This window comes from Lysobacter rhizosphaerae (assembly GCF_054779795.1).
Window position 1 is genome coordinate 102,193 of sequence record NZ_BAAGXO010000002.1, and the last position, 19,558, is coordinate 121,750.

Here is a 19,558-nt window from a genome sequence, read left to right on the forward strand (position 1 = left end):
CCAGCGCTCAATGGCCCTCTCGAATGCAGACCTCCTCGTCATGACGTTCCTCGACTCCGTCGAGCAGGGACAGGGGATTCCCGACGGCTGTGATTCCGCATCGCTGGTCGAACAGGAACTCATCCGCGCAGAGGCCGCCGGTTGGTCACTGACCCTGAAAGGGGTCGTACGCCTCAGGAATCTGAGGTCGGTGGTTTACCTCCCCCTTGGGAAGCGTTAGACGCGTATCTGGCGGTTGCGGCCGCGCACTTGCCAGAGCTCCCACGCGCTGGTCTTGCAGTGAGTGCGCCCGTCCCCCGCTTCGCCCTCGCTTCACACACCACCCGTATCCGCCTCACCTGCATCGATGATCCTGCCCCCGGCTCAGGCATGGGACGACGGGATGGCAGCGGGCACCGATACGTACGACTTCGACGTGACCGTCGTGGGCGCCAGCTTCGCCGGTTCGGCATGCGCGCTGGCAGCCGCGCAACGCGGATTGCGCGTGTGCGTGCTGGAACGCAAGCGCGACCCCGGCGACAAACTGCGCACCACCGGCATCATCGTGAAGGAAGCCGCCGAGCAGACCCTTCTCAACCAGGTGCCCGCGCACCTCACGCGACGCGTCGAACAGGTTCGCCTGTATGCACCCAGCCTCAAACAGGTCGCCCTGGCGGCGCCGGGCTACTACTTCCTCACGACCGATACGCCAGGCGTGATGCGCTGGTTGGCGGAGCAACTGCGCGCGAACGGCGTCGACCTGCGGCTGGGCACGTCGTTCACCGAGTGCACCCGTGCCGATGACGGTTGGCAGGTCGAAGGCCTGGGACGTACGCGCTACCTGGTGGGTGCCGACGGCGCGCGTTCGCGCGTTGCCGAACGCTGCGGGCTCGGCGAAGTACGGCAGTTCCTCTACGGCATCGAATACGAATTTCCCGGCGCGCGCCTGGCGAATGCCGATGCCCTGCACTGCTTCATCAGCAAGCGCTACGCACCGGGTTACATCGGCTGGATCGCGCAGAGCCCCACCGGTGTGCAGGCAGGATTGGCGCTTCGCCACGACCCCGGCCACGCGCGCATTCCCGACATCGACGGTTTCCTGCTGCGGGTCGGCGCCGCCGGTGGACTTCCGCGCCACCTCAAGCCTGGCCACACGCGCGCCGGACTGGTTCCGTGCAGTGGCCCTGTCGCTTCGATGACGGGCGATGGCGTGATCCTGACCGGCGATGCCGCCGGCATCGTGTCACCGGTCACGGCGGGCGGGATTCATTCGGCCTGGGAACATGGCTGGGCCGTCGGTCGCGCGATTGCCGCGCGCCTGCGCGACGATGGCCCGCCGCCCGAATGCGTCGCCGTCGAATCCGCCCCCCGCTTCCGCGCCAAGCGTGCCCTGCGTTGGGCCTACGATCGCCTGCAGTTCGACTGGCCCTTCGACCTGCTGCTCCATTCCCCGCCCCTGCGCTGGGCCGCGGAACAGGTGTATTTCCACAAACGCCGCTGCTAGACCGCGCATCGGCGTCGAGCGCCGGAAGCGCTTGCGAAAGCGGCTACGAATCGTCGCGTCGCGACAGCAGCTTGTCGATCAGATCGATCGGCAGCGGGAAGACGATGGTGGAACTCTTCTCGCCGGCGATTTCGGTGAGCGTCTGCAGGTAACGCAACTGGATCGCACGCGGATCACCGCCGAGCAGGCGCGCGGCTTCGACAAGCGCTGCCGCGGCCTGCTTCTCGCCTTCGGCGTGGATCACCTTGGCGCGACGCAGGCGCTCGGCCTCGGCCTGGCGTGCGATCGCACGCACCATGATCTCGTTGAGGTCGACCCGCTTGATCTCGACGTTGGCGACCTTGATGCCCCAGGCATCGGTCTGCGAATCGAGGATGTTGCGGATGTCGTCGTTGAGCTTCTCGCGCTCGGCCAGCATCTCGTCCAGGTCATGCTGCCCCAGCACCGAGCGCAGCGTGGTCTGCGCGAGCTGGCTGGTGGCTTCGTAGAAGTGTTCGACGTTGATGATCGCCTTCTGCGGATCGATCACGCGGAAGTACACGACGGCATTGACCTGCACCGAGACGTTGTCGCGCGAGATCACATCCTGGGGCGGCACATCCATGACGATGGTGCGCAGGTCGACACGCACCATCTGCTGCACGATCGGGATCAGCAGGATCAGGCCCGGCCCCTTCACCTTGAAGAAGCGGCCCAACTGGAACACCACGCCGCGTTCGTACTCGCGCAGGATCTTGACCGCACTGAAGAGGATGGCGGCGAACAATACGATCGCGGGCAGGTAGAGGATGATGTTCATGGCGCGCTCCGTCAGGGTCATGGGTCGAGCGGGACGACTTCAAGCACCAGGCCATCCATCGCCTGGACACGCACGGATTGCCCGCGCCGAACCGGCGACAGCGACACGGCCTGCCAGACTTCACCCCGTATCCGTACCTGGCCGCGTCCCTGGAAATCACCGGTGGCGATGGCGAGATGCCCCACCAGTTCCTGCATGCCCGTAACCACGGGCAGCCTGCGCGCCCGCGCCGCAAGCCAGATCAGGGCCATGAATCCGAGCGCGCTGGCAAAGGCGATGCCGAAGATCAATTGCCCCGGCACTCCGAATCCCGGCACGTCGGTGTCGAACAGGATCAGCGATCCTGCGACCAGCGCCACCAGGCCGCCGATACCAAGCGAACCGAAGCTGGGCATGGCGAATTCCGCCGCCATCAGGGCCACGCCCAATACGATCAGCGCCACGCCCGCGTAGTTCACCGGCAAGACCTGCAGTGCGTACAACGCCAGCAACAAACAGATCGCGCCGGTCACGCCCGGAAACAGGGCTCCCGGCGTGTAGGCCTCGATCACGAGCGCATACAGTCCGACCAATAGGAGCAGGTATGCGACTGTGGGCTCGGTCAATACACCCAGCAACCGGGCACGCCAGTCGGGACGTAACGCCGTGACGGCAACGCCTTCCAGTTTCAGCAAAGTCCGACGTTGCCCCAGCCTCACCTCGCGGCCATTGGCCTGGCGCAACAGCGATGGCAGGTCGGGCGCGATCAGCTCGATGACATGTTGCGACAGCGCCTGGCTCGCGGTGAGCGTGGCGGCATCGCGTACCGCGGCCTCGGCAAACTCGACATTGCGTCCGCGCAGTTCGGCCAGGGCGCGGAGATAGGCGACGGAATCGTTGACGACCTTGCGCTCCATGGCGGTTTCGCCATCCCTTTGCGGTTTGCGCGGTCCTTCCTGTTCCGTGTCCGGCGTCGCGTCGGCGTCCCGGGCCTTGTCGCGATCTCCATCGGATTGACCATCTCCGGGGGCAGGTGTCGATGGCGCACCCGCACCGCCGATCGACACCGGGGTCGCCGCCCCCACCGACGTGGCGGGCGCCATGGCGGCCAGGTGGCAGGCATAGAGGATGTAAGTGCCGGCGCTGGCGGCCCGCGAACCCTCCGGCGCCACCCAGCCGATCACCGGCACATCCGAGGCCAGGATGGCTTGGTTGATGTCGCGGGTGGCCGCGTCGAGACCGCCGGGCGTGTCGATCCGCAATACCACCGCGCGTGCCTGGGTGTCGGCAGCCCGCTTGAGACCGCGCTGCACGTAGTCGCTGGTGGCCGGACCGATCCCGCCCTTGATGTCGAGCAGGAATACCGAACCCGCCGGGACGTGTTCTGCGAAGAGCGGCGCCCCCCACAACCCGAAGATCAACAGCAGTGCGTAGCCAAGCGATCTCATGGCAAGCCTGCGGCCGCCTCGATGCCTTATCTGATACCAGCCGCTGTTAAGGACGCGCACAAGCGCGCAGCCGTCTGGCTGCGCGCTGCCATCTCGCACCGTGCCCCACGTGCGTCCGGCCACGCCGGCGCACGCGAGAGTTCAATCAGGTCCCGGACTCGGTCTGCGGCTGCTCGGGTTGCGGCGCCTGCTCCGGCGTCGGCTGCATCGGCTGCTGCATCCCTCCCATGCCCGCATAGTCGACCACCAGGGACACCCGGCGGTTGTCGCGTCCCGCGTCGCCGGTGGCGCCCGGCCGCACCTGGCGGTTCGTGGCTTCGCCATAGCTGACCGCTCGCACCTGGCCGCCGAGTCCGCCGGTGTTCGCCAGGTAGTCGCGTACGGTTTCGGCGCGACGCTGGCCCAGGCGCTGGTTGAAGGCGGCCGAACCTGCCGGGTCCGCGAACCCTTCCACCGTCACCACGGCATCGCTGTGGTTGTTCTTGATCGCACGGGCGAAGTCATCGAGCAGCGGCTTGTCTTCTTCGCTCAGGGTCGCGTCACCCGTGGCGAAATGCGCTCCAGTCTCCACGCGGATCCGGCCCTGCATCTCGGTCACCAGCACATCGTGCTTGCGCGACAGCTCCTCGATCTGCGACTGCAGGCGCTGGTCGCTGGCCCGCAAGTCGGCAATGGTGCTGTCGAACTCGTCGCGCTTGATGTAGCTGGCGCAACCGGAGAGTGCGATCGTCGCGACGGCGATGGCGAGTGCGGTTGTACGAAGGGATCTGCGGGGCATGGTCGTTCTCCTTTCCGGGGGGCCCGCGTCCGCTTCCAGCGGGCCGCGATGCCAGGCGACCAGTCGGGGAGCAAGCGCCAGTGCGATTCAGGATGGCGAGGCGTATCAATCCCACAGCACTTGTGAAGGATCCGTACCGGACTTGCTAAAGAGCCCTAACAAATCCAGACCTGCGCGAGACGCGCCACAGGGCTTCCGCACAGCTTCGCGCCGCCTCACCCGTCGGGTTGAGGCCGGGCCAATGCTGCAATCGCTTCGGGGCACGATTTCGGGCAGCGGCTTCTTACCGTGGCGTAGTTCTGGATGGCTACTCAGCCGCGACTGCCGACGGATACAGCGCACTTTGCCGGGTGCTATTCACACCGTTAGTTTGATTTTCTAATGAGCGTCATGGATCAGGAGTTTGGCAACCGCGTAGCAGTTGGCCTAGACGACCTCAAGTTCATTCAGCCAGATTCGCGCGAGCACCGCGGCGGGCAAGCGCGAGAAAAGAGACCGCTAACAACCCGAAGCGGACAGATGCGAGTTTGGCCCAAACAGCCCACCCGCCGGGCTGCCTTATGGGCGGAGCATTCTCATTGCGCGCGATGCAGTAGTGATGCCGGGAGAGACGGAGACTGATGGATTCAAGCGCAACTCTCCCTAGTTGCCACATCTTCACAATCCATCTACGTATTCCAACGTAAGCTGAATACGGGCCAGACTCCGACGCGGCATCACAGGCGGAACGGATGGCCGCCGCTATATTCCCGATACCGCAGACTAAGGAGATTGGAATGTTTCTGACCAAGAAAAATCTGTCGATGGCGCGTACGCTCGGCGTGGCGATCGTCGCCGCCGTAGGCCTTGGCGGCTGCGCCACCTATAAAGAGGAGTTTGCAACGATCAACTCGCGCCTCGATTCACTCGACGCGAAGGTCCAGACCGCAGCCCAGAGCGCCGAATCCGCCAATCAGTCCGCGCAACAGGCCAATCAGTCCGCGCAACAGGCCAACCAGCGGCTGGATCAATTGGAAGGCCGCGTCCAGCAGCTCGAAACGTCGCCGCGCCGCAAGCCGCGCGGTTAGTCGCTCTCAATCTTTTACGAACGGTTTAAACTCGAGACCGGTGGCGTTTTCTGGCCACCGGTCTTTTTTCTTTCCCCAGTCTTCGTTCCAAGGAACTGTCCCATCAATACGTACATACACCCTGCGATCCGGGCCGCCTGTGGCGCGCTGGCGCTCGCGCTGGCGTTCGCGAGCTTCAAGGCCAGCGCGGAGGAAACCGCCGTGCAACCGGTGGCCGCCGTCGACCAGCTTCCGCCAGGCCAAGAAGTGTCCGAGACGGTGATTGAGCTCGCGGGCTGGGTTGTCGCAACCAGGGACAGCCAAGGCTATCCGTTCGCGATCATCGACAAGGCCGCTGCACAGGTCTTGGTGTTCGGCGGTGACGGCCGGCTTCGCGGCGCCGCGCCTGGGCTCTTTGGCTCGGCGATCGGCGATCATTCGGCCCCCGGCATCGCCGGTCTCGCGCTTCGCGAAATTCCAGGCCGGGATCGCACGACGCCTGCGGGTCGCTTTGTGGGCGGTTTCGGCCCATCAACCGACGCTGGGCGCGTGCTGTGGGTGGACTACGATTCCGCGATCTCCATGCACCCCACGGCTACTGGCATCCCGGCCGAGAGACGCGCCGAACGCCTTGCATCGCCTTCGCCGGACGACAACCGAATCACTCATGGCTGCATCAACGTTCCGCCCGAATTTTACGAGCAGATCATCCGTCCGACGTTCGAGAGGGGCGGGGTGTTCTACATCTTGCCGGACACGGCGTCGCTAGCGGAGACCTTTCCGGAGTTCGCGCAAAGTCGCGCGACTGCGCAACACAGCGACGGTGGAAGCGCACGGCCCGCCCCCAAGTGAAGGGCGCGTCGGCGTGCTGCCTTTGATGTGCGAGGCACTGCAGCGGCTGGCGCTGCTTGCTACGACTTCATGAGGTACTAGAGGTACGGAGCGGCGAGCCAGTAGATCCCGAGGATGACCACCAGCCACATCAGCAGCTTCAGCAAAAACCCGGCGACCTTGAACGCGAGATAGAGGCCGATCACCACGAGTGCGATGCCCAACCAGTTCATGCCACGCCTCCCGTGCAGATGGATGGTTCCAAGTTATCGTCCCTGTCGTCGCGCCGGCATCAAGATGCAGCCGCTTCCTCGAATACGAGGCTGCAGCAGGTCGTTGCTCCTTCCGCCTTCTGCAGCTCGGTCACGTCCACCGTCACCACCTCGAATCCCGCGTCACGGATCCGCTGTGCCGTCCGCGGGAAACAGGCCGGCATTACCGCGACGTCGCCGATGCGCAGGATATTGGCCGCGTGCTCCTCGGCCGGGTCGACTTCGATGATGGCGAAGCCCGGAAACGACGCGGCATCGATCCAGGCCGGCTGCAGCAGCAGGGTGTCATCGCGAAGCGCGGTCACCGCGGATTTCAGGTGCAGGCAACCGTGGATGGGCACGGACTGGACGTGGTAGCCGAATTCCTCGATGGCGGCCTGCAGCTGCGCGCTGCCTTCCGCATTGCTGCGCCCTGACTGGCCGACGTAGAGCGTGCGGCCGACGCGCAGCACGTCGCCCCCGTCGAGCGTGCCCGGCGCCTCGATGGCCCGCAGCGGGCGATAGCGACGCAGCAATTCCGCCACGCTCGCGCCTTCGCCGCGCCGCGACTCGGCGCCGGGACGCGTCATCACCGCGACTTCGTCGAGGACGATCGCCACGTCCTCCACGAACACCGCGTCGGGCATCGACGGCTCGGCTTCCAGCACCAGCACCCGGCACCCCAAGGCGGATAGCGCCCGTTGATAGGCGCGGTGCTGCGCATCGGCACGGGCGACATCGATCGGCGTGCGTGCAACGTGGGTGAGCTGGCAATCGCCGAGGCTGGGACTGACTTCGCGGGTGATGGCAATGCGCATGGGTGTCCTGATGCATGGGCGGCCCCTGTTTTAGCACTTCAAGTGCACTAGCGCCCGATGCGACCTGGGTCCACGACGGGCACGCCCACTCTTCCCGCGCGCGGCGGCGCGTTTGCATCGCCCCGCAGGCGCAGGTCTTCCGCGGCGCCGCATAATGTGCGGCCTTTCCGAGCACGCCTGCCATGTCACGCGCACCGTTCACCACTTCCGGCCTGGTCGTCATCGGCGGCGGCCCCGCTGGCTTGATGGCCGCCGAGGTCGCGCGCGCCGCGGGCGTGGAAGTCGATGTCTTTGAAGGCAAAGGCTCGGTCGGCCGCAAGTTCCTCATCGCCGGCAAGGGCGGCTTGAACCTGACGCATGGGGAAGCGCGGCCTGGTTTCGATGCGCGTTATGGCGAACGGCAAAGCGACGTCGCGCACTGGCTCGACGATTTCGATGCCGACGCATTGCGCGAATGGGCGCGCGGATTCGGCATCGACTCGTACATCGGCACGTCCGGCCGGGTGTTCCCTATGGATCGCAAGGCCGCACCCCTGCTGCGCGGCTGGGTGAAACGCCTGCGCGACCAGGGCGTGCGCTTCCACGTACAGCACCGCTGGCGGGGCTGGAGCGAAACCGGAGCGTTACGGTTCGCCACGCCCGAAGGCGAACTGGATGTCGTCGCGCCCGCGACCGTGCTGGCCCTGGGCGGCGGCAGTTGGCCCGAACTCGGCTCGGATGGCGCGTGGGCGCCATGGCTGCAGCAACGCGGCGTCGACATCGCCCCATTGCAACCGTCCAATTGCGGCTTCGACATCGGCTGGAGCGAGCACATCGCGCAACGTCATGCCGGTGCGCCACTCAAACCGGTGATCGCGCACTGGCACGGCCTTGATGGCCACGCGCACAGCCTGCAAGGCGAATGCGTCGTCACGACGACCGGCATCGAAGGCAGCCTGATCTATGCCCTGTCGGCCACGTTGCGCGACACCATCGCGCGCGACGGAACAGCGACGCTGCATCTCGACCTGGCTCCCGGCCGCGACCTGGAGCGCCTGCGGCGCGACCTGGCGAAACCACGTTCCGGGCGCAGCTTCAGCGAACACCTGCGACGTCAGGCCGGCATGACCGGGGTGAAGGCTGCGCTCGTACGCGAGGTCCTGTTGAAGCCGCAACTCGAAGACGCCGACGCCATTGCCACTGCCATCAAGCGACTCCCGTTGACGCTGCGGCAGCCGCGGCCGATTGCGGAAGCGATCAGCAGCGCCGGTGGCGTGCGGCTGGAAGCGCTTGATGAAGCGCTGATGGTGAAAGGCATCCCGGGACTGTTCTGCGCCGGCGAAATGCTCGACTGGGAGGCGCCGACCGGCGGTTACCTGCTCACGGCCTGCTTCGCCAGCGGCCTGCGCGCGGGTCGCGGCGCGGTGGCGTGGCTGCGACGCTGACTACGGTTTGCGCCCGGATACGACGGGCACATGCCAGACCGCGTAGTGCGGCGGCGTTTCAATCGAAGCAATGATCGTGTCGAAATCGGCGGCGACATCCGCCGTGCTGCGCCCTGATGCTCCCGCCAGCACCTCCGTATAACCGTCGCGCCACGCGCGCATGATCCCGGCGAACGTTTCGCGATCCACCCGCAGCGTATCGACGGTGACGAAATCCAGCGCGATGTCCCTGTAACCGGCCTGCGCGAGCAACGCTGGCGAATGCCGGCCGATGTGTCCATCGCAGCCGATGCTCCTGAGGTAGGCGATCGCGTTCTGGTTCCAGAACACGTCGGGATCGAACTGCACGCCGTCGCGCTCGACCACGGGCATGTGCAGCATCCCGTAATCCTCCGACAGCAGGTGCAGCCAGCCACCCAGCTTGAGCACGCGGGTGATCTCGGCCAGCACCAGGGGGAAATCCGGCACCGCCTGCGACATGTGCCGGCACACGACGAGGTCGAAACTGGCGTCGTCATGGTGCAAGGCGAATGCGTCGCCCTGCTCGTAGCGGATGCGTTCGGCGAAGGCCGCGCTGTCGCGCCGCGCCAGCAGGAGATTGCTCTCCAGGATATCGATGCCGACCAGGGTCGCCTGCGGATAGCGGTCGGCCAGTCGCCGTGTGATCTCGCCGGTGCCGCATCCCAGGTCCAGCACCCGGATCGGACCGGCCAGGGCATAGCGATCGAACAGCACGTGTTCCTGCGGCCAGATGGCCTCGGCCTGGTGCGCAAGGTTGCGCGCCATCGACTCGTCGCCCATCTGTTCGGCCTGGGGATTGCGATCGTGGCTCATGGCGGCGCTTCGTCGAGGCCCTGCTCCCGCGACAGGGCCGGCATCGGTGCCCGCAACCAGCTCGACGCCAGCGCCAGCCAGGACACGATCATCGCGATCACCGCTTTCTGCACGAGCCCACGGAGGTGGTCTACCAGGAAGGCATACCACAGCAACGAAATGAAGCACACGACGGCAAGCGTGAATGCGAGGGCAAAGCGCTGTCGCCAGGCTTCGTCCACGCGGAACCACCAGGCCTGCAGCAGCATGGCCGTGGTGACGCAGAGGAATGAGATCGCCGCGGAAAGATTGTGGACGAACGACTCCAGCGCATGGGGGCCAAAGCGCGAGCCGGACTCGGCCAGCGCCGTGACGACCAGCGCGACACCACCGACCACGAACAGGAGCAAGGGAATCGAACTGCGCGCCGCCGCGGCGAGCGTGCGTTGGTAGCCCAGCCCCAACAGCCCCAGCGCGGCGCTCAGTGCGAAATACGCCGTCTTGACGACCCACCCGTATTCGCCGCGCAGGTACGAACTGAGTGGCGCACGCATCCAGTTGAGGTCATCGCGCACGAACTGGGCGAGGATGCACACGGTTGCGAATACCACCACGCCGGACAGCGCCAGAGTACCCAGGCGGGGCCCGTGAAGATCCGAATGCGAAAGTTTCATGGCCGGTCCCTACGCCGGAAACTGCGCCCATGCTATCGCGGCACGACGGCCGGCGGAACGCGATTTTTTCGCAACGTGATTATGCGTTTGAATCGGCCAGCGGCTTCAGCTCCGCATCCAGTGCCACGCGATCATCGAAGACGAAGCAGCGGCCGTCGTAGCCGTAGCCGCCGACGCGCTCGAAATACCCCAGGATCCCGCCCTCCAGCTGCAGCACGTTCGCCATTCCCTCCGCGTGCATCCACAGAGCGGCCTTCTCGCAGCGGATGCCGCCCGTGCAGAAACTGACCACGACGGCGTCGGCCAGCGCGCTGCGATGCGGGGTCAGCGCCTCCGGCAGGTCGGTGAAGTTGTCGATGGGCAGGGTCAGCGCGCCGCTGAAAGTGCCGTAGCCGATTTCCTCGCGGTTGCGCGTGTCGAGCAGGACGAGGCGACGACCGCTGTCGTCCTCGCCCTTTTCGATCCATCGCGCCAGGTCTTCCGGCGCCACGGCCGGGGCGCGCCCTTCGAGCGGCGAGGCATTGTCGCGGCGGAACGCGATGATTTCCTGCTTCAGCTTCACCTTCAGCCGTGCGAATGGCTGGGTGCGGCTGCGGCTCTCCTTGACGACGATGCCGGTGAAGCGCGGATCGCTGCGCAACGCGTCCAGGAAGACATGGATGGCCGATTCCGCACCGGCGAGGAAGATGTTGATGCCCTCCTCCGCCACCAGCACGGTCCCGCGCAGGTCGCCGGCTTCGGCTAGCCCACGCACCTGCGCGGCGACGGCCGCGGGATCGTCGATGTGAACGAAATGGTAGGCGGCGATATTCAGGATCACCGGCGCATTTTACGGCCCGCCGGACTGCAGGTGCGACCGCGTTCGGCGCAGGCCAGCCCACGAACGTTTCAGGCCCGGGCGCAGCTCGCCGCGCGCTCGAGCAGGAGGCTGCGTTCGCGCTCGTTACGGGTCATTCCCGCGGCCCGTTCGAATTCGCTGCGCGCTTCCTCCATGCGCCCGAGCTTGAACAACAGGTCGCCCCGCACGCTCGGCAGCAGGTGGTAACGCGCCAGCCTCGGCTCGTCGGCGAGGGCATCGACCAGTTCCAGCCCCGCGGCCGGACCGAACAGCATGCCCAGTGCGACCGCCCGGTTGAGTTCAACGATCGGCGAGCCGGTCAGGCGCGCCAGCTCGCCGTAAAGGCCTGCGATGCGTGCCCAGTCCGTGTCTTCGGGCCGCAGCGCCCGCGCGTGGCAGGCGGCGATGGCGGCCTGCAGCGTGTACAGGCCGCGCGCGCCGAGTCTTTCCGCCCGTTCCAGCGCGGCGAGCCCGCGGCCGGTCAGCAGCCGGTCCCAGCGCGCGCGGTCCTGCTCCAGAAGGAGGATCGGTTCGCCCGCCGGCCCGATCCGCGCCCTGTTGCGCGAGGCCTGGATTTCCATCAACGCGACCAGCCCGTGCACTTCCGCCTGTTGCGGGAGCAGCTCCGCAAGCACGCGACCGAGCCGCAATGCGTCCTCGCACAGCGAGGGGCGCAGCCAGTGCTCGCCCGCGGTCGCCGAATAGCCTTCGTTGAAGATGAGATAGACGACCGCCAGGACGGCCGACAGGCGCTCGACCAGCTCCTCGCCGCGCGGCACTTCATAGGGCACGTCCGCTTCGGCCAGCGTCCGCTTGGCGCGAACGATGCGCTGGGCGATGGTCGGTTCGGGCACGAGGAAGGCGCGCGCGATCTCGTCCGTGGCAAGGCCACCGAGCAGGCGCAGGGTCAGCGCGACGCGTGCTTCCTGCGAAAGCACCGGATGGCAGGCCGTGAACACCAGCCGCAGCATGTCGTCGCCGATCGGGTCATCGAGTGCGTCGAGGATGTCCTCCTCGTGCAGCTGCTGGTGCAGTTCGATCTCATGGCCCAGCTCTTCGTGCTTGCGGTGCTGCAGCTGGTGGCGGCGCAGGCGGTCGATGGCGCGGTGCTTCGCCGTCGTCATGAGCCACGCGCCGGGATTGTCGGGCACGCCGCTCCGCGGCCACTGTTCCAGCGCCGTCACCAGCGCGTCCTGGGCCAGTTCCTCGGCGAGGCCGACGTCATGCAGCATGCGCGCGAGCGTGGCGACCAGCTTCGCCGATTCCATGCGCCAGACGGCGTCGATGGTCCGGCGAACCTGCTGTCGTGTGTTGTCGGGAGTGTCTGCCATGGGCCGCGATCACATCATCGCGGCGATGACGACGCAAGCGGCCGGGTGTGCATTTGTTGTCGCAAAGACGATGGCCTGCACGCGGATGCGCGGCGCCTGTGCGGGCGCCGCAACACTGCGCACGACGCCCTACGACTGCAATGCGCCATTGATCATCCACGGCACCCCGAAGCGGTCCGTGAGCATGCCGAAGCGCTTGGCCCAGAAGGTTTCCTGCATCGGCATCACCACGATGCCACCCTGCGACAGCTCGTCGAAAATGCGGTCCGCTTCGTTCGCGGTGTCCACGCTCAGCGCGATCGAACAGCCCTTCACGCCATCGTAGGGATGGTCCGGATGGTTGTCCGACGCCATCAGCACCTGGTCTCCGGCCTGGAGGCGCACGTGCATGATCTTGTCGCGCTGCGAGGCGGGCATGTCCTCGCAGCCGGGCGTGTCGCCGAACCGCTGCAGCAACGCCAGCTCGGCTCGCAGGCAACGCGCATAAAAGGTGAAGGCCTCTTCGCAGTTGCCGTTGAAGATCAGGTAGGCATTGATCTGCATGGCCGCCCTCCTCACTGCCGCGCCAGCTGTTCGCGCAGGCGGGTTTCCTGCTCGACCAGTTCCGGCGTCATCGCGTCACCGAAATCCTCGGCTTCGAACAAGGGACGGATCTCGATGGTGGATTCGCCTTCATGCGGATTCGGACAACGCTTGACCCACTCGATCGCCTCTTCCATCGAACTCACCTGCCAGATCCAGAAGCCTGCCACCAGTTCCTTGGTTTCGCTGAACGGGCCGTCGACCACGGTGCGACGGGCGCCGGAAAAATCGACCCGCTTGCCGCGCAACGAGGGATGCAGGCCTTCACCGGCCAGCATCACGCCGGCCTTGACCAGCTCCTCGTTGAACCTGCCCATGTCGGACAGCAGCTTCTCGCCTGGCATGACGCCGGCTTCGGATTCCTTGGTGGCTTTGACGATGACCAGGACTCGCATGTTCTTCTCCTCATTCAGGGGGTGGGAGAGCGCCGGACCATTGGGCCGCGCTACCTGCGCTCTTGCAAGGTAGACGGGCGGAGCCGCCCGGATTCGACATGCGGGGCAAAAAAATTCCGCATGACGCGCGCGCCATGCCGCAAAGCGCACCAGTCGCATCGCCCTGATTACTCCGGCCTTAACCCGCAATGGTCGTTCGTCTAACGCGCGGGCCGTTAGTCTCCGGCTGTCCGTGATCATCCTGCTGACGCGGATCGAAGCGGGGCAACTCGCCATCGCAATCCAACAGGAGCAGCCGATGCCCACCCAATCGAACCAGACCCGCAACCACAGCGGAGGCCGCGGCTTCGCCGGCATGGATCAGGAACAGCAACGCAGGATCGCGCAGAAGGGAGGAGAAGCCGTAAGTCGCGACCGCCAGCACATGTCCGAAATCGGACGCAAGGGCGGTGAAGCCTCGGGCAATCGCCACGGAGGCACGCGCGAACGCCGGGGCGAAACCTGATCGCCGACGACTGAACAGCCGGTCACAACAAAGGCGCCTGCGGGCGCCTTTGGACTACCTGGGATCCGGCAGCGTGCACACCGCGCCGGTCTGGTTCATGGAGGAACTGTCATGCGTTCCAGGCGCACCCCGCAGGGGGTGCACCTGGACGCTGCCGGGCTCAGACGCGGCTGTCGCGACGCGGCGCGTTGCCGCGACCGGTGCCGCGGGATTGCTTCGGTCCTGCATGGGCATGGCGCTGTGCCGGCTTGCCGTGCGGGCGATGGCCGCGCTGCGGACGCTGGCTGCCACTACCATGCTTGGGCAGCGGTGCGTTCATCTGGATCGGGCGGCTCGGAGCGAAGCCGTCCACCGTGACCAGTTCGATCGAGGCCTTCAGCATGTTCTGGACCTGGCGCAGCAGGCCGCCTTCTTCGGGCGCGACCAGCGACAGCGCTTCACCGCTGGCGCCGTTGCGACCGGTACGACCGATGCGGTGCACGTAGTCCTCGGCCACCATCGGCAGGTCGTAGTTGATGACCAGCGGCAGGTTGGGGATGTCGAGGCCGCGCGCGGCGACATCGGTCGCCACCAGCACGCGGGCCTTGCCGGTCTTGAACTGGATCAGCGCCTTGGTGCGCTGCGCCTGGCTCTTGTTGCCGTGGATCGCGACGGTCTTCAGGCCCGCCGTTTCAAGCTGTTCGGCCAGGCGGTTGCAGCCATGCTTGGTCTTGCCGAAGACCAGCACCTGTTCGGTGTGGCGCGTGGCCAGGATCTGGGTCAGCAGGTCGCGCTTGCGCGAGGCATCGACCGGATGCGCACGATGGGTGATGGTTTCGGCGATGGTGTTCTGTGCCGCGATCTGGACCTGGCGCGGATCGCGCATGAATTCCAGGGCCAGTGCCTTGATCTGCGCTTCGAACGTCGCGGAGAACAGCAGCGTCTGGCGCTGCGGCGGCACCTTGCCCAGCACTCGCTTGATCGCCGGCAGGAAGCCCATGTCGAGCATGCGGTCGGCTTCGTCCAGCACCAGCACTTCGACGTTGTCCAGGCGCGCGGTGCCGCGATCCAGATGGTCGATCAGGCGGCCCGGGCAGGCCACGAGCACGTCGACGCCGCGGCGCAGGTTGTCGACCTGCGGCTGCATGCCGGCACCGCCGTAGATCGCGGTGATGTTCAGGCGCAGGTGCTTGGCGTAGCCGCGCAGGCTGTCGGTCACCTGCATCGCCAGCTCACGGGTGGGCGTGAGGATCAGCGCGCGCGGCTTGCGCGGGCCGTTCGGCGGCGTGGTCTTGGACAGGCGGTTCAGCAGCGGCAGGCCGAACGCGGCGGTCTTGCCGGTACCGGTCTGGGCGCCGCCGAGGACGTCGTGGCCGGCGAGCGCGAGCGGGATCGCCTCGGACTGGATCGGGGTCGGCGTGGTGTAGTTGTTTTCCGACAGCGCGCGCAGCAACGCGGGCGCAAGCCCGAGCGATTCAAAGGTCATGTTGTAGCTCCGTAAGGAACGCAACCGGCTGGGCCGGTGGCGTACTCGAAGCTTTCCTTGAAACCGCGCTGCGAGTGTTCTGATTGAACGGCTCCGGAAGCTCCGGGCCGTGTCTGCGCGACGAAAGGCGTACGGGAATATGCCGCAATGGACCGGCGGAGCCGGAAGCGGCGGGCTTACCTAGGAAAACGGATCAGCCGTGCGCGAAACGGGGCGAACTCTACGCGAATACGGTTGTACAAGCCACAACCCTGTGTCCGCTCACGTTCAGAAATGCACGCTGGTCCGCAAGCCACCTCTCAGGGCCAGCTCTGAGGGCCAGCTATTTCAGGGCAAGTTCCAGCCTTACGACATCATCCTTGGCCACCGGCGACAGATTGCCGGCGACGAAGACCCGCGACGGATCGAGCGCTCCGCCAGCCAGCAGCGCGTCCTGAACGGCGGTTGCGCGCGCCTGGGCCAGCACCTTGCCAGCGGACGGGTCGGCCTTGAAGCGCGGGCGCAGTTGCCCTTCCAGCCATGCGACCTGGGCCTGCCGGCGCGAGGCCTTGCGCTCGCGGCGGGTCATCTCCTTCGCGGGTGCGACGGTAGAAGCCACGGGTTTTGCGGTCTCGTCGGCTTCGGCAAGCAGGGCCGGAGCGGCGACGTCCTCTGGAGCCGGCACTTCAGGCGACCCGGGAGCCTCCGTCGCCAACGGTTCATCGGCGGCGGCGATGTGACTGCCCGCCGACTGCTCCGCAGCCAAGGGTTCGCCGGATGCGGGCGCATCGGCGGCCAAGGATTCGTTGGACGCAGGCGCATCGGCGGCCGCATCCGCGGACGTCGTCGTGGGCTCAGCCACTGGCGCTGTCGCATCGTCGGCTGTCGCATGGTCGGCGGCCGCGGCAACCGGCCCGGCCGCTTCGGGCACCGCATCCGGCGCCCCTTCCGTGGCATCGGGCAACTCGGGGCGATGCCCGAATTCCTGCCGGTACAGGTCTTTCAGCACATCGATCTTGTTCTCGTCGTCGAGGTCGGCGTAGGCCTTCGCCGAGCCGCGCTTGCCCTCGCGCATCTTTGCGATCGCGGCCTGGAAGCGCTGGTCGTCCAGCGCAGCCACGTCGGCCTCCGGCACTGCACCGGCTGGAATGTCGATATTGAGGTCGGGCCGGTCCGACAAGCTCCTGGCCAGTTCCGGCAGTGCGGAGCGGGCCTTGTCGGACAACTCCGCCGAGCCCGGCGTGAAGTCCACGTACTGTGCCTCTTCGGCCCCCTTGAACAGGGAACCGAGGAACTTGAAGGGCGCCGTGGCGACCTTGACGATGATGTTCTTGATGATCTGCCAGATGATCGGTCCGATCCGGAACTTCGGATCATCGAGACTTCCGGTCACCGGAAGCTTCAGGTCGATTACGCCGTTGCTGTCCTTGAGCAGCGACGTCGCCAGGCGGATCGGGAGGCTGACCTTCTGCTTGCTGTCGGTGCCCTGGCCCCACACGAGCTGGTCGATCACGACGTGGTGGTCGGCGACCAGGCGGCGATGGTCGATCTTGTATTCGAGTTCGGTGGTCAGCTTGCCCTTGGCGATCGCGTAGCCGGCGTACTTGCCCGAATACGGATTGAAGACCGGCAGCTCGATGTTGCGGAACGCCATGGCGACGTCGGTGCGCTCGTCATAAGCCAGCAGCACCGCGTGTCCCTTGATCGTGACTGGCGAATACCTGTTGATCACGTGACCGGAGAGATCGATGTCGCTGACCGTATGCGGCTGCGTCGAAATCCTGCGGATGCTGCCGCGCAGCGCGTCGATGCGGGCATGGAAGTTGGGCAGGATCGAGTAGTCGGCGAAGCCCAGCACGCCCGCGTCGAACACCACCTCGCCGACCTTGAGCGGCGGCAGCTTCGACGCCGGGGCTGCGCCGGCGGCGGGTTGGTTCGCCGGCGTCGGCTCGGCGAGGGTCGAGGCGAGGTTGAGCTTGCCGTTGGGCGCGATCACCACCCGCGCAACCGGCTTCCGCAGCAGGATCCGCCGGACCTCGATCTTGTCGGGCGCGGCGGCGTAGGCGATCTCGTTGAGTTCGACGCGGTCCCACGACAGGAACTCGCGTCCGCTCGGCACTTCGACGAGGTCGAATCGATCGATGCTGGCATCGCCGTCGTAGCTGAGTTCCGGGCCCGGCGCCGGGCGCAGGCCTACCCTGCCCTTGGCGCTGACTTCGCCCGAGCGCAGCTTCAGGGTCGGGTATTTCGGCAGATAGGCGAATACGTCCTGCATTGGTAGTTTGGATATCTCCAGTTGCACGTCCGCCACGCGTGGATCCAGCGCGACGGTGCCGCTCAACCGCAATGGCGCGCGGCCATTGACCGTTGCGGTCAGCGTGACCGGCATCGGCTTGGCGAAGTCGAGACTGAAGTTGTCGACGGTCGCGGCCATCGGCTCCAGCGCGAACTTCGCGGCCGGCTGCACCGTGCGGTCTTCGAGCGCGACCTTGCCCCGTTCCAGCCCGATGCGGGCCACGCGCACGGTCCATTCCGGCCCCGCGGCTGCCGGCTCCGCCTCCGCCTGCGGCGGCACGAACAGGCTGCGGATGTTGAGGTAGCCGTCAGGCTGCAGCCAGACCTGTGCCTGCAGGCCCTGCACGCGCAGCGCGCCGACCGTGAGCTCGTGCCGTTGCAGGGACATGCGGGTGGTCTCGAGCGTCGCCTCCGGCACCTGGATCCAGTCCTCGCCGACACCGCGGGCGCGCAGGCGCAGCCCCTTCGAGGTGATCGTCGGCAATACGGCCTCGAGCTGCATGCCCTCCTTGCCCTTGACCGCAAAGGTGTAAGTGCCAGCCAGGTCGAAGCTGCCGCCGGTCAGGAGCATCGGCAGTTCTTCGCTGAGGAACTCATGGACGGTGCCGGCCTTCAGGCCCTTGACCGCGAAACGCCCCTTCGACGCGAGCGGCGTCAGCCCCAGGTCGCCCTGCCAGGCCAGGCCCTCGCCGTCCTCGGTGCGCGTGTCGAGGCGAAGGTCGCCCCCTTCCTCGGTGGTCTGGAAACCACGCAAGTGGAACGTGATCGGCGCCAGCGTCTTGGTCGGTTCCAACTTCCGGCTGCGATCGGCGAAATCGACTTTGCCATCGCGGATGGTGAGGTCCTCGATCCGCACGCTCGGGATCGGCTCGTTCGGATCGGATTTAGGCAGCAGGTCGGCCAGGTTCAACGAACCATCGGGGCGAATAATGGTGCGCGCATAGGGTTGGTCGAATGCGACCTCGCGCAGCTTGTGCATGCTGCTGAAGAACGACGACGCCTGGTAGTTGGCAAAGAAGCGCTTGAAACCGACCAGCGGGCGCCCTTTCTCCAGGATCGCGGCATCGCGAAGTTCGAGTTCGAAAGTGAAGGGATTGAACCTGACTTCCCCGAGCTTCAGGTCCTTATGCAGTTCCTCGCGCACGTACTTGTCGGCCTGCGAATGGATCAATCGCGGCACGACCCAGAACCCGAACGCGGCATACAGGCCGACCAGCAGCACCGCCAACAGCGGCACGAGGATGACAGGCGCCAACAACGCCTTGCGCGCTGATGCCCAAGCGGACATGGGTCCTCCTGACGCCGGTTCCACGCAGCTTATCGCGGGAAGACAGCGCCACCGTAACGCGCGCGTTAAGCGGAGTACCGATCGATCGAGTGCGAGCGTGCGGGTGTGGCGTGGTTCGTGCAGGGGATCGGGTGCCACGCCGCACGGTCGATGGCCGGTGCCGCCACGACGGGCGCGATCACGCCTTGCGCAGGAAGCAGGTCTTCAGCACCAGGCCCTTGATCTTGTCCGAGTTGCCTTCGATGTGTTCGGCGTCGTCCTCGACCAGGCGGATGTTCTTGATCACCGTTCCCTGCTTCAGCGGGATGGACGAGCCTTTCACCTTCAGGTCCTTGATCACGACCACGGTGTCGCCATTGGCAAGCGGGTTGCCATTGCTGTCGCGCACTGCCGTCCCGCCCTCCCCGGCGGCATCGGTCGCCATCGGCCACTCGAAGCCGCAATCGGCGCAGACGAAGTTGCTCCCGTCGACATAGGTGTTCTCGAGGGTGCATTGCGGGCAAGCGGGAGCGGCTGGCATGGAATCTCGATCCGGA

Annotated in this window: 19 protein-coding genes; 5 read left to right on the top strand and 14 right to left on the bottom strand. The window is 66.3% G+C overall.

The features are described 5' to 3' along the window. Positions 1-382: 382 nt before the first annotated feature. A complete protein-coding gene (locus ACYVGE_RS04515) occupies positions 383-1,483 on the top strand; it encodes an NAD(P)/FAD-dependent oxidoreductase (protein ID WP_460727485.1) in 1,101 nt (366 codons plus the stop codon). A gap of 43 nt (positions 1,484-1,526) precedes the next feature. On the opposite strand, the gene ACYVGE_RS04520 is transcribed toward ACYVGE_RS04515, so the two are convergent. The 3 genes from ACYVGE_RS04520 to ACYVGE_RS04530 are packed head-to-tail and all read right to left on the bottom strand — an operon-like array spanning position 1,527 to position 4,487. Next, positions 1,527-2,282 (bottom strand): slipin family protein, encoded by a 756-nt coding sequence (locus tag ACYVGE_RS04520; RefSeq protein WP_460727487.1) that lies wholly within the window; start codon positions 2,280-2,282, stop codon positions 1,527-1,529. 17 nt (positions 2,283-2,299) lie between these two features. Next, positions 2,300-3,832 (bottom strand): NfeD family protein, encoded by a 1,533-nt coding sequence (locus ACYVGE_RS04525; RefSeq protein ID WP_460727489.1) that lies wholly within the window; start codon positions 3,830-3,832, stop codon positions 2,300-2,302. 22 nt (positions 3,833-3,854) lie between these two features. Next, entirely contained in the window at positions 3,855-4,487 is a 633-nt protein-coding gene (locus ACYVGE_RS04530; protein ID WP_460727491.1) for an OmpA family protein, read from the bottom strand. A 776-nt stretch (positions 4,488-5,263) separates the two neighbouring features. Between ACYVGE_RS04530 and ACYVGE_RS04535 the strand changes: the two genes are divergently transcribed. Both ACYVGE_RS04535 and ACYVGE_RS04540 read left to right on the top strand, forming a co-directional pair. Continuing rightward, positions 5,264-5,554 (top strand): hypothetical protein, encoded by a 291-nt coding sequence (locus ACYVGE_RS04535; RefSeq protein ID WP_457097788.1) that lies wholly within the window; start codon positions 5,264-5,266, stop codon positions 5,552-5,554. Positions 5,555-5,701: 147 nt separating this feature from the next. Then, the gene (locus ACYVGE_RS04540) at positions 5,702-6,385 is read left to right on the top strand and encodes a hypothetical protein (protein WP_460727682.1); all 684 of its coding nucleotides are present in this window, start codon (positions 5,702-5,704) and stop codon (positions 6,383-6,385) included. A 77-nt stretch (positions 6,386-6,462) separates the two neighbouring features. On the opposite strand, the gene ACYVGE_RS04545 is transcribed toward ACYVGE_RS04540, so the two are convergent. Continuing rightward, complete coding sequence (locus ACYVGE_RS04545) at positions 6,463-6,597, bottom strand: hypothetical protein (RefSeq protein ID WP_460727493.1); 135 nt, start codon at positions 6,595-6,597, stop codon at positions 6,463-6,465. Positions 6,598-6,656: 59 nt separating this feature from the next. Beyond that, positions 6,657-7,433, bottom strand: a complete 777-nt coding sequence (locus ACYVGE_RS04550; protein ID WP_460727495.1) for a dimethylarginine dimethylaminohydrolase family protein — start codon at positions 7,431-7,433, stop codon at positions 6,657-6,659. A 182-nt stretch (positions 7,434-7,615) separates the two neighbouring features. Here ACYVGE_RS04550 and ACYVGE_RS04555 point away from each other — a divergent pair, with 182 nt between their 5' ends. Then, positions 7,616-8,857, top strand: coding sequence for a TIGR03862 family flavoprotein (locus tag ACYVGE_RS04555; RefSeq protein WP_460727497.1), 1,242 nt, complete (start codon positions 7,616-7,618; stop codon positions 8,855-8,857). Here ACYVGE_RS04555 and ACYVGE_RS04560 read toward each other — a convergent pair whose 3' ends face one another. The 6 genes from ACYVGE_RS04560 to ACYVGE_RS04585 all read right to left on the bottom strand — a co-directional run bounded on the left by ACYVGE_RS04560 (position 8,858) and on the right by ACYVGE_RS04585 (position 13,490). Further along, a complete protein-coding gene (locus ACYVGE_RS04560; RefSeq protein WP_460727499.1) occupies positions 8,858-9,691 on the bottom strand; it encodes a class I SAM-dependent methyltransferase in 834 nt (277 codons plus the stop codon). It abuts the gene before it with no gap. Next, on the bottom strand, positions 9,688-10,344 hold the full coding sequence (locus ACYVGE_RS04565; protein ID WP_460727501.1) for a DUF998 domain-containing protein: 657 nt from the start codon (positions 10,342-10,344) through the stop codon (positions 9,688-9,690). Before ACYVGE_RS04565 ends, ACYVGE_RS04560 begins: the two co-directional genes overlap by 4 nt. 79 nt (positions 10,345-10,423) lie before the next feature. Next, the gene (locus ACYVGE_RS04570; RefSeq protein WP_460727503.1) at positions 10,424-11,164 is read right to left on the bottom strand and encodes a sulfurtransferase; all 741 of its coding nucleotides are present in this window, start codon (positions 11,162-11,164) and stop codon (positions 10,424-10,426) included. Positions 11,165-11,232: 68 nt separating this feature from the next. After that, positions 11,233-12,513: an RNA polymerase sigma factor gene (locus ACYVGE_RS04575; protein ID WP_460727505.1), complete on the bottom strand. Its 1,281-nt coding sequence runs from the start codon at positions 12,511-12,513 to the stop codon at positions 11,233-11,235. Between the two features lie 129 nt (positions 12,514-12,642). After that, on the bottom strand, positions 12,643-13,056 hold the full coding sequence (locus ACYVGE_RS04580) for a VOC family protein (protein WP_310052372.1): 414 nt from the start codon (positions 13,054-13,056) through the stop codon (positions 12,643-12,645). Positions 13,057-13,067: 11 nt separating this feature from the next. After that, complete coding sequence (locus ACYVGE_RS04585; protein WP_460727507.1) at positions 13,068-13,490, bottom strand: YciI family protein; 423 nt, start codon at positions 13,488-13,490, stop codon at positions 13,068-13,070. A 298-nt stretch (positions 13,491-13,788) separates the two neighbouring features. Here ACYVGE_RS04585 and ACYVGE_RS04590 point away from each other — a divergent pair, with 298 nt between their 5' ends. Then, positions 13,789-13,995, top strand: coding sequence for a KGG domain-containing protein (locus tag ACYVGE_RS04590; protein WP_457096161.1), 207 nt, complete (start codon positions 13,789-13,791; stop codon positions 13,993-13,995). 160 nt (positions 13,996-14,155) lie between these two features. Here the strand turns inward: ACYVGE_RS04590 and ACYVGE_RS04595 are convergent, their stop codons facing one another. The 3 genes from ACYVGE_RS04595 to ACYVGE_RS04605 all read right to left on the bottom strand — a co-directional run bounded on the left by ACYVGE_RS04595 (position 14,156) and on the right by ACYVGE_RS04605 (position 19,542). Further along, a complete protein-coding gene (locus ACYVGE_RS04595; RefSeq protein ID WP_460727509.1) occupies positions 14,156-15,460 on the bottom strand; it encodes a DEAD/DEAH box helicase in 1,305 nt (434 codons plus the stop codon). Between the two features lie 322 nt (positions 15,461-15,782). Next, positions 15,783-19,022, bottom strand: coding sequence for a DUF748 domain-containing protein (locus ACYVGE_RS04600; RefSeq protein WP_460727511.1), 3,240 nt, complete (start codon positions 19,020-19,022; stop codon positions 15,783-15,785). 178 nt (positions 19,023-19,200) lie between these two features. Beyond that, the gene (locus ACYVGE_RS04605; protein WP_460727513.1) at positions 19,201-19,542 is read right to left on the bottom strand and encodes a zinc ribbon domain-containing protein YjdM; all 342 of its coding nucleotides are present in this window, start codon (positions 19,540-19,542) and stop codon (positions 19,201-19,203) included. Positions 19,543-19,558: the final 16 nt, after the last annotated feature.

Excerpts from the sequence above, each read along its gene's own strand:
- ACYVGE_RS04545 (WP_460727493.1), bottom strand. The coding sequence starts at position 6,597 with ATGAACTGGTTGGGCATCGCACTCGTGGTGATCGGCCTCTATCTCGCG.
- ACYVGE_RS04580 (WP_310052372.1), bottom strand. The coding sequence starts at position 13,056 with ATGCAGATCAATGCCTACCTGATCTTCAACGGCAACTGCGAAGAGGCC.
- ACYVGE_RS04535 (WP_457097788.1), top strand. The coding sequence starts at position 5,264 with ATGTTTCTGACCAAGAAAAATCTGTCGATGGCGCGTACGCTCGGCGTG.
- ACYVGE_RS04515 (WP_460727485.1), top strand. The coding sequence starts at position 383 with ATGGCAGCGGGCACCGATACGTACGACTTCGACGTGACCGTCGTGGGC.
- ACYVGE_RS04590 (WP_457096161.1), top strand. The coding sequence starts at position 13,789 with ATGCCCACCCAATCGAACCAGACCCGCAACCACAGCGGAGGCCGCGGC.
- ACYVGE_RS04520 (WP_460727487.1), bottom strand. The coding sequence starts at position 2,282 with ATGAACATCATCCTCTACCTGCCCGCGATCGTATTGTTCGCCGCCATC.
- ACYVGE_RS04565 (WP_460727501.1), bottom strand. The coding sequence starts at position 10,344 with ATGAAACTTTCGCATTCGGATCTTCACGGGCCCCGCCTGGGTACTCTG.
- ACYVGE_RS04530 (WP_460727491.1), bottom strand. The coding sequence starts at position 4,487 with ATGCCCCGCAGATCCCTTCGTACAACCGCACTCGCCATCGCCGTCGCG.
- ACYVGE_RS04585 (WP_460727507.1), bottom strand. The coding sequence starts at position 13,490 with ATGCGAGTCCTGGTCATCGTCAAAGCCACCAAGGAATCCGAAGCCGGC.
- ACYVGE_RS04595 (WP_460727509.1), bottom strand. The coding sequence starts at position 15,460 with ATGACCTTTGAATCGCTCGGGCTTGCGCCCGCGTTGCTGCGCGCGCTG.
- ACYVGE_RS04575 (WP_460727505.1), bottom strand. The coding sequence starts at position 12,513 with ATGGCAGACACTCCCGACAACACACGACAGCAGGTTCGCCGGACCATC.
- ACYVGE_RS04555 (WP_460727497.1), top strand. The coding sequence starts at position 7,616 with ATGTCACGCGCACCGTTCACCACTTCCGGCCTGGTCGTCATCGGCGGC.
- ACYVGE_RS04605 (WP_460727513.1), bottom strand. The coding sequence starts at position 19,542 with ATGCCAGCCGCTCCCGCTTGCCCGCAATGCACCCTCGAGAACACCTAT.
- ACYVGE_RS04600 (WP_460727511.1), bottom strand. The coding sequence starts at position 19,022 with ATGTCCGCTTGGGCATCAGCGCGCAAGGCGTTGTTGGCGCCTGTCATC.
- ACYVGE_RS04560 (WP_460727499.1), bottom strand. The coding sequence starts at position 9,691 with ATGAGCCACGATCGCAATCCCCAGGCCGAACAGATGGGCGACGAGTCG.
- ACYVGE_RS04550 (WP_460727495.1), bottom strand. The coding sequence starts at position 7,433 with ATGCGCATTGCCATCACCCGCGAAGTCAGTCCCAGCCTCGGCGATTGC.